The following is a 12487-nucleotide window of genomic DNA, read 5'->3' on the forward strand; positions in this document are numbered from 1 at the left end:
TTATGGAGATCGATTTACCAGGTTGAACTGGTGAAAGAAGGGCTTGCCTTACGGCAGGCCGTTACCGGCCCGCACACAAAAAATCTGACACTCCCCCTGGCGACCCTGCCAAGCTCGCCCAGGTTTCGCCCCGTCTATCTCGTCGCCCCCACGCTGGATGACGAACCCCCGCGCGTCGAGGCCTGCGAGTCGCTTTCAAACGCCCATGCCATGGCCGGTAATATCGCCAGCTCGGTGGGCGGCCCGGAGCGCAAACCGCTACTGGCGCTGCAACAGGTGATCATGCTGAACGAACTGTCGGTCAATCGGCTATTGGATAAACTCCGTTTGCCGTCATAGCGGCGAAGATGATGAGTGGGGCGCTTGCCCCGCTCATCGGGCATAAACCGTAATGTCTGATGCTGATTTATTGATCGGTTCTTGTCAGTTTGAACGTGCCGTCCGGCTTTAAGCGATACCCAGCGGATTTGAATGTTGCGGTGAAATTGCCGGTGACCGTGCCTGTTTTCCGATCCAGTCTGATCGTGAGCTCCGCATCATCGGCATCGACAGTTGCGAATCCGGTGAAACCCGGTGGGGCCGGTATCGAATGGATATGGGAAACATGCAACCCTTGGCCGTCATTCAGTTTGTAGGTGTACTCCATCAAGTCTTCGTCCAGGTAAGGCACGCTCAAAAGCAAGGCGAAATAGTTTTCCTCCTCCCCCGTCCCGGTCGAACCGCTAAACACCCAACTTTCTTTGCCGGTCGGCGGGAAGACGCTGTAGTGAAACGAGCTGTCTTGAGCGTAGATTGGGCCCGCGTTGAAACTCCAGTGAAAATCATGGGTGGCGGGCTGAACACTGTTTTGCTTCGGGATGAAAATGCACTTGGCGCTCATGATGAAATCCTTCTTGGGGAATGAACAAAGACCGGCGAAAACACCTGAGTGCCCATTGATGGTGATTTTATGGACGCGTGTCTACTGTAAAACCTGACAGCTGGACGACCACGCGTAAGTGTGGGCGCTGAGTACAAATGTCCAGGTCGCGAGATACACGGTCCAGGATCGTTTGACCAGACCCCCTTGGGGGAGAGGGTTGGGGTAGGTCTCACCACAATAAAAAACCCGGAAGCTTTCGCTGTCCGGGTTTTTTAATGAAGCAAGATCAAAAATCCGCAGCCTTCGGCAGCTCCAGAGATCGGTGTAGAGGCTGCTGCGATCTTTTGATTGTCAGCGGTTAAACCGCTCCACCAGCGAATACTGCGTATTGGCAGTCTTGGTCAGCTCTTCACTCAGCAGCGCCGAGTTATGCGCCTGTTCCGAGGTCTGATCCGCCAGTTCCGAGATATTGCTGATGTTGCGGCTGATTTCTTCAGCCACCGCACTTTGCTCTTCGGTCGCGGCGGCGATCTGCGTGGTCATGTCGGTGATGTTGGCCACCGCCTCGCTGATGCCCACCAGAGCCTGATCCGCTTCCAGCACCCGTGCCACGCCTTCTTCGGCCTGGCGATGCCCGGCTTCCATGGTCTGCACGGCGCTGCTGGCGGTCTGTTGCAATTTGGCGATCAGGGTGTGGATCTGCCCGGTGGATTCGCTGGTGCGTTGCGCCAGTTGGCGCACTTCGTCAGCCACGACGGCAAAACCACGGCCCATTTCGCCGGCACGGGCCGCTTCGATGGCGGCGTTGAGCGCCAGCAGGTTGGTCTGGTCGGCGATGCCTTTGATCACGTCGACCACGCCGCCGATTTCGTCGCTGTCCTTGGCCAGTTGGGTCACGGTCAGACCGGTTTCCCCGACGACAACGGACAGGCGCTGAATGGCTTCGCGGGTTTCACCGGCGATGTCACGACCGCGACCGGTCAGGCGATTGGCTTCCTGGGTAGCGTCGGCGGTGCGCTGCACATGGCTGGCCACTTCCTGCGTGGTCGCGGCCATCTGGTTGACGGCGGTGGCGACCTGTTCGGTTTCCACGCGCTGACGTTCCAGGCCGCTGGAGCTGTTGTGCGCCAAAGCGTCGGACTGCTTGGCCTGATCGGTCAGGTGTTCGGCGGTGTCCTGCAGTCGGGTCAGGCAGGTTTTCAGGCGTGCTTCCTGGCTGAGGATCGACATTTCCAGACGCGCTTGGGCGCCACGGCTGTCGGTGTACATCTGTGCGATCAATGGGTCGGAGGTGGTCTGCTCGGCCAGGCGCAACAGGCGTTTGAGCCCGCGTTGCTGCCATTGCAGGCCCATCAGGCCCAACGGCACCGACAAACCGGCCGCCAGGGCAAAGCCCCAGTGCGAGTTCAGGGTCGCGCCGATCACGAAGCTCAGTTGGCTGACCAGAATGAACGGCAGCCAGTCTTGCAGCACGGGTAGCCATTTATCGCTGGAAGGGATCGCCGACTTGCCCTGGTTGATGCGTTGGTAGAGCGCTTCGGCACGGCGGATCTGTTCGGCAGTGGGTTTGATCCGCACCGACTCGTAACCGATCACTTGACTGCCATCGAACACCGGCGTCACGTAGGCGTTAACCCAGTAGTGGTCGCCCGTCTTGCAGCGATTCTTGACAATGCCCATCCATGGCAAGCCTTGTTTCAGTGTGCCCCACATGTGCGAAAACACCGCCGCCGGCACGTCGGGGTGACGGACCAGGTTATGCGGCGCACGGATCAATTCTTCACGCGAAAACCCGCTGATCTCGACGAAAGCGTCGTTGCAGTAGGTGATCATGCCTTTGGCGTCGGTTGTGGAAATCAACCGTTGCTGAGCCGGAAAGGTCCGTTCGCGTTGTGTAATGGGCTGGTTGTTACGCATGTTTTTCAATCCGCAAGGCTTTGAAAGGTTGTCGGCGCTGTCAGCTTTTTATTGAAGTTTTTTTTCAGTTTTAAGTACGGCGTCGCAAAACGGCTCTTGCTTCAGCCAGCGAGCATCGGATAAGTGAACAAGCCGAAATGGAGCAGGTTCAGTCCGAAGTGTGTGGCGATCGCCGCACCGAGTCCGCCAAATCGGTAGGCCAGACCATAGCCGACACCTGCCAAACCCGCCAGCAACACCCATGTCCAGCCTGCGCCGATATGCGCCAGTGCAAACAGCGATGAAGCCACTAGCAGGGCAAGGTTTTCGCCATAAGGCAGGTGTTTGAAGTGTCGGCTCAGACCGCCCTGTATATAGCCACGAAACAACGCTTCCTCGACCAGTGTCACCAACAGAAGATTGTTCAACACCCACAGCCACGCCGGATCCGGCCATTTCGGCGCCCAGGCGATCACGCCGAGCAACATCGCGCCGCCCAAAGCCAGAATGACGCTCAAGGTCAGGGCCAAAACAGTGGCGTAGACCGTCAGGCGCAACGACCGCCGCGCGACAATCCACGGGCACACCAGCAACAGCCAGAAACCGATCAGCGGTTTGTCGAGATTGAGGTACATCGAAAACGGCACGGCGTTGTCGGTGAAGCGTTGCGGGGCGATGGCCCGGCCGTTATAGAAGCCGGGCAGCCAGTGCAGGGCCAGCGCCACGGCCAAAACAATGAACAGACCATGCCCCAGATAACGTCCGACCGGCACCTGCTGCTGGCGTACGGCGAAGCCTGCGAATAACAGAAGCGCGATCGAGATCAATGCCAGCCAGCCGAGTTGGCCGAGGCTCAGCGCCAATCCGTAGCCGAGGCCGAGCAGTGCCAGATAGAACCATGGCAGAGACTTCATGGAGGGTCCTTGTGCAGAGGGTGTGGAGGGGCTTTCTACACGGACGGGCGGCGGGGGACAAGTGAAGGTGAAGTGAGAAACCGGGACAGCACCAAAGCCATTGGCCAAACACAAATCCCAATGTGGGGCTTGCTCCCACCGGGGATTTGTATTCCACCGGGGGGCAGGGGGATTAGCGCAGGTTGAGTTTTGCCGCTGCGCGTTCGGTAATTTCTGTGCGCAGCTTCAACGATGGCGCGGCGAGCAGACGGGCCTGGTCGACAATTGCGCTCGGTGCGGTGTCAGGAGAGCCGGAGTTGAACGGCGGTGCGGGCGCGTATTCGAGTTGCAGTTGCACCCGTTGTGCCGTTTCGGCATCGACCAGTTCAGCCGCCAGCACCAGCGCAAAGTCGATCCCGGCCGTAATTCCGCCCCCGGTGAACAGATTGCCGTCACGCACCACCCGTTCCTTCACCGCAATCGCGCCCAAGGTTGGCAGCAACTCGTGGTACGCCCAGTGCGTGGTGGCGCGCTTGCCTTGCAGCAGACCGGCGGCGCCGAGTACCAGCGAACCGGTGCACACCGAGGTCACGTAACGCGCTTGGGCGGCCTGGCGTTGAATGAACGCTAGGGTCTGCTCGTCTTCCATCAATGGCCCGACGCCGCCACCGCCCGGCACACAGATCACATCCAGATCCGGGCAGTCTTCGAACGTCGTGGTCGGTTTGAGCAGCAGACCGGTGCTGGCGGTGATGGGCATCAGATCCTTCCAGATCAGGTGCACCTGCACATCCGGCAGCGAAGCGAGCACGTCATACGGGCCCGTCAGGTCGAGTTGCTGAACCTGCGGGAACAATAGAAAACCGATCTGCAACGTCATGGTGTTTTTCTCCATTGAAGGGGTGGACGGCTTCACTGTAGGCGCGTAGGTTCTGGCGTATACGCCAATTACCCCACGAATTACGCCAAATGCCCAAAGCCATTCACGTACTCGCGTTTGCCAACATGCAGATCCTCGACGTCACAGGGCCTTTGCAGGTATTCGCCTCGGCCAACGACATTGCCCGCCAGCGCGGTTTGCCGATTCCGTATGCGCCGACGGTGATTGCCCGCGAGGGCGGGGCGGTGATGTCGTCGGCAGGCTTGGCGATATTGGCCGAACCGCTACCGCAAGAGCCCAGCGACACGCTGATCATTGCGGGCGGCTGGGGCATTTATCCGGCGGCTGAAGATGTGGCGCTGGTGGATTGGGTGCGCGAACACGCGGCGAAATGTCGGCGCGTGGCTTCGGTGTGCACCGGGGCTTTCTTGCTCGCAGCCAGTGGCTGGCTCGACGGTCGTCGCGTCGTCACCCACTGGACCCGTTGCGAACAACTGGCGCAGCAGCACCCGAAACTGCAGGTCGAGGCCAATCCGATTTTCATCAACGACGGCCCGGTCTGGACCTCGGCCGGCGTCACCGCCGGCATCGATCTGGCACTGGCGATGGTCGAGCAAGACCTCGGTCGCGAGATTGCGCTGGACGTCGCCCGGCATCTGGTGGTGTTCCTCAAACGCCCGGGCGGGCAGTCACAGTTCAGCGTGACGCTTGCGTTGCAAAATCAGGGCAATCGCTTTGATGACTTGCATGCCTGGATCGCCGAGAACCTGACCTGCGATTTAGGCGTGCCGACCCTGGCCGAGCAGGCGGGCATGAGCGAGCGCAGCTTCGTGCGCCACTACCGCGCCGACACCGGCCAGACCCCGGCGCGGGCGATTGAGCTGATTCGCGTCGAAACGGCGAGGCGGTTACTCAGTGATACGGGCTTGCCGGTCAAACGCATCGCCGCCCACTGCGGGTTTGGCAGTGAAGAGACGCTGCGCCGCAGTTTTCTGCGGGCGATTGGCGTGACGCCGCAGGCTTATCGGGAGCGCTTTTCGGTCAGTGCTGCAAAAGATCCAGCACTGCCCTGAGCGTTGGCCCGGTCAGGCTTCAGCTTCCGCCACCTGATTGAAATACTTGCTCCGATCCGGGGTAAACGTGACCCGCATCTTTGTCCGCGAACAGGTCAGCGAGCGTTCTTCACTCAAGTGAATATCCAGGTCTTCCCCGCGCAACCCCTGCCACTGGGCGAGGTATTTGAGCGAGCCGTACTTCTCGCTTTTCTTCAAGCTACGGCTGACGCCGCCTTTCCAGCCGAGTACCGGCAATTCGTCGGCGAGGCACTGTTGGGCGAGTTCGGGGAAACGGATGGCGCGCTGGCGGCCGATTTCCCAGCATTTGATCAGGCCTTTGTCGTCGGCCTCCCACAGTTGAGTGCGGGTCAGGCCGGTGCGCAGGGGCGAGTCGATGGTGCGCTGGACGTGGTGGGTCATTCTGGTTCCTTGAATCGGGTTTTGTTGGACAGCTCCGCTGTGCCCGTTGCGGTGGATGGTAGGGGCGGATTAAACAGCTGGCAACAAGGTATTTCGGGGTGTAAGTGCAAGTTGCAGGGGGAGGATGGATCAAGGGCTGTTGAGTATTTGTAGTCCCTCGCCGCAGGGACAGGACTTTCCTGCATCAGTGGCGGGTTTTAGTCCTACAGCGAGGGTTATTTGAGTGAAATTTCCGACAGCCTCTGACGACATTACGGCTGCCAAGCATTCTTTTCTCCGCTCAAACGACGATCCAGAAAACTTGCCGCGCTGATCAACGCCAGGTGTGTCAGCGCCTGTGGCGTGTTGCCCAAGTGGCGTCCATGGGTGTCGAACTCCTCGGCATACAGCCCCAGCGGGTTGGCGTAGCGCAGCAACTGTTCGAATTGCAGGTGCGCTTTGTCCACTTGCCCGGCGCGCGCCAGGCATTCGACGTACCAGAATGAGCAGGCGGCGAACGCGCCTTCGGTGCCGGGCAGGCCATCAATGCCGTTGTCGTCGTTGCGATAGCGATAGACCATGCCTTCGCGCACCAGGCTTTTCTCGATGGCTTGCAGCGTTGCCAGCCAGCGCGGGTCCTTGGCACTGACGAAGCGCATCAACGGCATCAGCAGCATCGAGCCGTCCAGCGCGGTGCCGCCCTGGTACTGAACAAAATGCCCATGTTCTTCGTTCCAGAAGTTTTCCCAAATGTCGCTATAAACGGCCTGTCGGGTTTGATCCCATCGCGCAAATGGCGCGGGCAGCGAGCGTTTGTAAGCCAGGCGAATCGCGCGATCCAGCGCTACCCAGCACATCAGCCGTGAGTGCAGAAAATGATGCTGCTCACCGCGCATTTCCCAAATTCCTACATCTTTGTTCTGCCAAGTCTCACAGACGCGGTCGACTATTTGCCGGACATGATTCCAGCCCTCGTGAGAAATCGCATCGCCGTACTTGTTGACCAGGTACACCGCGTCCATCAACTCGCCAAAAATGTCGAGCTGGATTTGGTCGTAGGCTTCGTTGCCGATCCGCACGGGCTGGGCGCCGCCGTGACCTGACAGGTGAGTCAGCTCGGTTTCCGGCAACCGCTGGCGCCCGTCGATACCGTAAAGAATATTCAGTTTCATCGATTTGCCGTGGCCATCGCTGACCCGGCCACGCAGCCAGCGCATGTAGTCGTTGGCTTCCCCGACAAAGCCAAGACGCATGAACGCATATACGGTGAATGAGGCGTCGCGGATCCAGGTGTAGCGATAGTCCCAATTGCGCGACCCCCCCGGCGTTTCCGGCAGGCCGAACGTGGCGGCGGCGAGGATGGCGCCGTGTCTGCGTGAGGTCAGCAGCTTGAGTGCCAGCGCCGAGCGGTTGACCATCTCGCGCCAGCGTCCGCGATAGCTGGACTGGCTGATCCAGTCGCGCCAGTACTTCAGGGTGCGCGCCATGCACAGGTTGCCGGCCCCTTCGGCAAAGCGAGGATCCTGGCTCTCACCGAGCATGAATGAGGCTTGCTGATCCTGCTGCAAGGTGAACGTTGCGACAGCCGCGCCTGCGTCAATGTTCAGCGCCTGGTCGGCAGCCAGCCGCAGGGTTGGATAACCGCTGGCACTGAATAACACGTCTTGCCTGTCCATCCGGGCGCTCGTTTCGGCGCGGGCGTAGTCATGCTTGACGGCGCAGCGCATATGAAACGTCGCCTGACCGCTGGCCACCCGAACCCGCCGCATGAGTACCGGCATGTCATCTTCGTTGTCGCCGATGGGAAGCAGGTCGGTGACTTCGACCACCGCGTGCTCACTGAGCCAACGGGTCTGCAAGACGTTGGTGCCCGGCAGGTAAATCTGTTCGCGCCGTGCATCGGGCAAGTCCGGTGCCAGTTGAAAAATCCCTGCTTCAGGGGTATCCAGCAGCGAACAGAAAATCGACGGGCTGTCGAACTCCGGCCAGCAGAAAAAATCCACGCTGCCCTTGTCGTTGACCAGTGCCGCACTGCGCATGTCGCCGATGATGCCGTGGGCGTCGATCGGGCTTTGTCGTTCTTGATGATGTTCAGCCATTGCCGCGAAACTCCGGATAGAGGCTCATGCCGCCGTCGATGAACAGGGTCGTACCGACGATGTAGTCGGACGCGTCAGAGGCGAGGAAGACCAGGGCGTTGGCGACGTCTTCAGCTTCGCCGATACGTCCGTAGGGAATCAGCTCGAGCAGTTTTTCGCCGGCATCCCCTTCAGTGGCCGCGGTATTGATCGCCGTGCGAATCGCTCCCGGCGCAATGCCGTTGATGCGAATGCGCTGATGGCTGACTTCCTGAGCGAGGGTCTGCATCAACTGATCGACGCCTCCCTTGGAGGCCGCGTAGTTGACGTGCCCGGCCCATGGGATGCGCTGATGCACCGAACTCATGTGAATGATCTTGCCAGCGGCCCGGGAGACGCCTTCGCGAATACCTTGGCGCTGGAAAATCCGCAGCGCGGCGCGGGCGCAGAGGAACTGGCCGGTGAGGTTGACGCCGATCACCGTGTTCCAGTCGTCCAGCGACATATCCACGGCGGCGGCGTCTTTTTGCAGGCCGGAATTGGCCACCAGAATATCCAGTGAGCCAAAGGCTTCCAGGGTGTCAGTGAACATCCGTTCGACCTCATCCTCTTTTGACACATCGGCGCCAATGGCGAGGGCTTGACCACCGTCGGCGATGATCTGCCGGACCAGCGCTTGGGCGGGTTCGGCATGACGATTGTAGTTGATGACGACCGCAGCGCCGGCAGCGGCGAGGGCTTTGGCAGCCGCATGACCGATGCCGGAGCTGGCGCCGGTGATGAGTGCCACTTGATGGGCGAGGGAAATCTGCATGCGAAGTCGCGCCTGGATTGAGGGCTTATTTAGCTGACTGATGGCCGGCGGCCAGAGTTCATCGACGAACATGAAATAAACGATAGGAAGGCTTTCACACTCCACCAACAATTCCCCGCTTCCACGCTCATCAGCCTTTATGGCAACTTGGCCGCCCCTGATGAGGCTGCAACCGATGGCAAACCCTTACCGCGAATTGTTCAATGCCCCCGGCGCCCGAAATTTTGTGCTCGCGGGGATGATTGCGCGTATGCCGATTTCCATGACGGGCATCGGCGTGATCACCATGCTGTCGCAGTTGAAGGGCGGGTATGCGCTGGCGGGTGCGGTGGCGGCGACGTTTGCCTTGGCCACCGCGTTTTGTGCGCCGCAGGTGTCGCGGCTGGTCGATCGGTTTGGTCAGGGGCGCGTTTTGCCGCTGTCGGCATTGATCGGTGGCGGGGCGTTGTTGATGTTGTTGCTGTGTACGCGGTTGCAGGCGCCGACCTGGACGCTGTTCATCTTCGCCGCGTTGGCCGGTTGCATGCCGAGCATGTCGGCGATGGTGCGCGCGCGCTGGACGCAAATCTATCGCGGCCAGCCACAACTGCAGACCGCGTATGCGCTGGAGTCTGTGCTCGATGAAGTCTGCTTTATCGTCGGCCCGCCGCTGTCGGTGGGATTGTGCGTGGCGGTGTTTCCCGAAGCCGGGCCGCTGGCGGCGTTGTTGATGTTGGCGATCGGCGTAACGGCGTTCGTGGCCCAGCGCAGCACCGAGCCGGCGGTGCATCCCCACGCATCCCATCACCAAGGCTCGATCATTCGCTCGACGGACGTTCAATGGTTGCTGCTGTTGATGACCGCCATGGGCATCATCGTCGGCGTGATCGATGTGGTCAGCGTCGCGTTCGCCCAGCATCAAGGGCAGCCGGCCGCGGCGAGCATTGTGCTGTCGGTGTACGCCATCGGCTCGTGCCTGGCTGGGATCGCGTTTGGTGCGATGCGTTCGAAACTGCCGTTGCCGCGATTGTTTTTGTATGGCGGTATGGCGACGGCGGTGACAACCTTGCCGCTGCTGCTGGCGAGCAATATTTTCGGGTTGTCGGTGGCGGTGTTTATCGCCGGGCTATTCTTCTCGCCGACGCTGATTGTGGCGATGGCGTTGATTGAGCGTATTGTGCCGCCGGCCAAACTGACTGAAGGGCTGACCTGGCTGGTGACCGGTCTGAGCATCGGCGTCGCTGTCGGTGCTGCCGGGTCCGGGGCGCTGGTGGATGCCTTTGGCGCGCGTAGCGGTTTCTGGCTGGCGATTGCGGCCGGAGCGGTGGTGCTGGTTTCGGCGGTGCAGAGCTTCCGACATTTGAAATGAGCTCGTCCTTGTGGGCGCGGTCACCAACCGCGCCCCGAGTTGACCCAGAAGTTCACCGACAGCGACGTCGACACCGACACCACTTGATGGAACCAGCCCTCCGGCAAGAACAGCAGGTCCCCTGCCTCCAGCGTCACCCGCAGGAATGTCACATCCCGCGCCGCCGGGAAGCGTTCGTAGTCCGGCGCATCCGGGTTGAAGTCACAGCCATCCAGACCGCCCTTGGGCGCCGTCGACCAGGTGCCCAGCGCTTCACGGTGATGAGGCGCGGCGAGGGTGAACGTCTTCTGCCCCCAGACCTGAGCAAACAGATTGTCGGTGTCGTCGCGATGCAACGGCGTCAGCGTGCCTTTGGGGCCGATCCAGATTCGTGGCGGGATGAACAGCGTGGCATCGAAGTAGGGCGGGTATTGGATCTGCTGCATCAATTGCGTCGGCAGAATGTTGTTGCCCATGTACGCCGGCGGTTCACCGTCTGCACTTTTGGCCGCTGGCGTGTCCAGCGAGGCGATGAAGTCGGCCATCGATGTCGAACGGAAATCACGTTCGGTAGAGAAGGTTTTCTTCACGTAATCGCCATGGCGAGTGATGCCTTGCAGTTCGGCGAAATGCACCAGCGATTCTTCGCGGCTGAGTTTGAACAACGGCCAGTCGTGCAGCGCGTTGCTGATCACCACGGGAATACCGTTAGGCAAGTACTTGCTTTTGAATTCGCTGACCGACAACTCGTTGCGCGCGCGTCGCTCGATGCTGATCTGTGTCGGCAGGCTGGCGGTGAGTTTTTCACTGAAGCGCGGCGGGGTCGGATAGCGCTTGTTCATGTCGACCTTTTCCGTCACGGGGCCACCGTGCATCGCATGCTCGATGATCTGCGGCAGCAGCGTCGCCATGCCCATGTTGCCGCCGATCCTCAGGCGACCGCTGGCGAACAGTTCTTCGACGTTGGCCATGCCGCCCATGATCCCGAGAAAATCACACTCGGCGACTTCGATGGTCACATCGGGGCTGGCATGTCGGCCCGGCACAGTGCGGCTGCTGGCCTTGACCTCGGACCAGTAGGCCTGCTGCGGGCCAAACACGAATTGGAAAACGCCTTCGATGCCGACGGCACCGGCATTGGCGAACAACTTGCCCAGAATGCGCTGCAGGTCCACGGTGAATCCTCATTATTGGTTTTGGTCTGAACAGTTAACGAGCGCCTGTATGCAGGATTTACTGGCTGGCGACTAATTTGTTCAGGGCGCAATCCGTTTCTCACTACGGATAGTTTTTTTGAGGAGCGCATGGTGACCAAGCTGACCCTGCTGTGCCTGCCGTACTCCGGCGCCAGTGCCATGGTGTACAGCCGCTGGCGGCCGAAGATGCCGCAATGGCTGCACTTGCAACCTGTAGAGCTGCCGGGGCGCGGCGCACGTTTCGGTGAGCCATTGCACACCGACATGCGTGCACTGGCGAGGCAACTGGCTAAAGAGTTGTGCCCGACACTCAAGACGCCTTACGCGTTGTTCGGCCATAGCCTTGGCGCGTTGCTGGCCTGCGAAATGGCGCACGCCTTGCGTGCCCTCGGTTGCCCAGAACCGGTTGCACTGTTCGCCTCGGGCACGGCAGCGCCGACGATGCGCGCCGATTACGATCGCGGGTTTGCCGAGCCGAAAACCGACGCCGAGCTGATCGATCAATTGCGCACACTCAATGGCACCAGCGAAGAAGTGTTGGCCAACGCGGAGTTGATGAGCCTGACGCTGCCGATCCTGCGCGCGGACTTCCAGCTCTGCGGCAGATTCGAGCCGTTACGGCGACCACTGCTCAATTGCCCGGTGCATGTGTTCGGCGGCAAGGCTGACCGCGCCACCGCCGAGCAGTTGATCGGCTGGAGCAAGGAAACCCGTGGCAGCTTCTCGGTGGACATGCTCGCCGGTGGGCACTTTTTCATTCATGAACATGAGGCCAGGGTGCTGAAGGTGATCAAGGATCAACTCGACCTGCATCATCGCCGGCATGCCAGCGCCGCAACCGCATGATCACGGCAATACCTGCGGGGGCGGGCTTGCTCGCGAATGCGGTGTTTCGGTTGATGTATTGCTGACTGATAAGCGCATTCGCGAGCAAGCCCCTCCCACATTTGATTTGTATTAACTGAAAAATCCCCGTTCTGCTTCCCGCCTGACAGTTGTTCTCATTCGCTAATTTTTCCGGTCTGCATTCGTTTTATAGGGACGACGTGCCTTTGTGCTGCCTGCCTACTGATCCGGATGCTGAGAA

Annotated in this window: 12 protein-coding genes; 4 read left to right on the top strand and 8 right to left on the bottom strand. The window is 60.3% G+C overall.

The genetic code is table 11. The features are described 5' to 3' along the window. The first annotated feature begins 30 nt into the window (after positions 1-30). Complete coding sequence (locus ACIOWA_RS07040) at positions 31-339, top strand: DUF6124 family protein (RefSeq protein ID WP_401159062.1); 309 nt, start codon at positions 31-33, stop codon at positions 337-339. Between the two features lie 67 nt (positions 340-406). Here ACIOWA_RS07040 and ACIOWA_RS07045 read toward each other — a convergent pair whose 3' ends face one another. The 4 genes from ACIOWA_RS07045 to inhA all read right to left on the bottom strand — a co-directional run bounded on the left by ACIOWA_RS07045 (position 407) and on the right by inhA (position 4531). Then, positions 407-880: a hypothetical protein gene (locus tag ACIOWA_RS07045; protein WP_339432437.1), complete on the bottom strand. Its 474-nt coding sequence runs from the start codon at positions 878-880 to the stop codon at positions 407-409. 333 nt (positions 881-1213) lie between these two features. Further along, on the bottom strand, positions 1214-2779 hold the full coding sequence (locus ACIOWA_RS07050) for a PAS domain-containing methyl-accepting chemotaxis protein (RefSeq protein WP_339432436.1): 1566 nt from the start codon (positions 2777-2779) through the stop codon (positions 1214-1216). Positions 2780-2880: 101 nt separating this feature from the next. Next, positions 2881-3672: a CPBP family intramembrane glutamic endopeptidase gene (locus tag ACIOWA_RS07055; RefSeq protein WP_339432435.1), complete on the bottom strand. Its 792-nt coding sequence runs from the start codon at positions 3670-3672 to the stop codon at positions 2881-2883. Between the two features lie 172 nt (positions 3673-3844). Beyond that, entirely contained in the window at positions 3845-4531 is a 687-nt protein-coding gene (gene inhA, locus ACIOWA_RS07060; RefSeq protein WP_401158973.1) for an isonitrile hydratase, read from the bottom strand. Positions 4532-4620: 89 nt separating this feature from the next. Here inhA and ACIOWA_RS07065 point away from each other — a divergent pair, with 89 nt between their 5' ends. After that, entirely contained in the window at positions 4621-5604 is a 984-nt protein-coding gene (locus tag ACIOWA_RS07065; RefSeq protein ID WP_401158975.1) for a GlxA family transcriptional regulator, read from the top strand. Between the two features lie 12 nt (positions 5605-5616). On the opposite strand, the gene ACIOWA_RS07070 is transcribed toward ACIOWA_RS07065, so the two are convergent. The 3 genes from ACIOWA_RS07070 to ACIOWA_RS07080 all read right to left on the bottom strand — a co-directional run bounded on the left by ACIOWA_RS07070 (position 5617) and on the right by ACIOWA_RS07080 (position 8877). Beyond that, positions 5617-6006, bottom strand: coding sequence for a hypothetical protein (locus ACIOWA_RS07070; protein ID WP_339432432.1), 390 nt, complete (start codon positions 6004-6006; stop codon positions 5617-5619). A 251-nt stretch (positions 6007-6257) separates the two neighbouring features. Continuing rightward, positions 6258-8084, bottom strand: a complete 1827-nt coding sequence (locus tag ACIOWA_RS07075) for a glycoside hydrolase family 15 protein (protein ID WP_339464952.1) — start codon at positions 8082-8084, stop codon at positions 6258-6260. Beyond that, the gene (locus tag ACIOWA_RS07080; protein WP_401158977.1) at positions 8077-8877 is read right to left on the bottom strand and encodes a glucose 1-dehydrogenase; all 801 of its coding nucleotides are present in this window, start codon (positions 8875-8877) and stop codon (positions 8077-8079) included. Before ACIOWA_RS07080 ends, ACIOWA_RS07075 begins: the two co-directional genes overlap by 8 nt. Before the next feature lie 175 nt (positions 8878-9052). Between ACIOWA_RS07080 and ACIOWA_RS07085 the strand changes: the two genes are divergently transcribed. Then, a complete protein-coding gene (locus ACIOWA_RS07085) occupies positions 9053-10225 on the top strand; it encodes an MFS transporter (protein WP_401158979.1) in 1173 nt (390 codons plus the stop codon). 20 nt (positions 10226-10245) lie between these two features. Here ACIOWA_RS07085 and ACIOWA_RS07090 read toward each other — a convergent pair whose 3' ends face one another. Beyond that, positions 10246-11379, bottom strand: a complete 1134-nt coding sequence (locus tag ACIOWA_RS07090) for a cupin-like domain-containing protein (RefSeq protein WP_401158982.1) — start codon at positions 11377-11379, stop codon at positions 10246-10248. Between the two features lie 129 nt (positions 11380-11508). Between ACIOWA_RS07090 and ACIOWA_RS07095 the strand changes: the two genes are divergently transcribed. Beyond that, on the top strand, positions 11509-12246 hold the full coding sequence (locus ACIOWA_RS07095; RefSeq protein ID WP_401158984.1) for a thioesterase II family protein: 738 nt from the start codon (positions 11509-11511) through the stop codon (positions 12244-12246). Positions 12247-12487: the final 241 nt, after the last annotated feature.

Origin of the sequence: Pseudomonas sp. NPDC087614 (assembly GCF_044743485.1) — a bacterium.
Taxonomy (GTDB): Bacteria; Pseudomonadota; Gammaproteobacteria; order Pseudomonadales; family Pseudomonadaceae; genus Aquipseudomonas; species Aquipseudomonas baetica_A.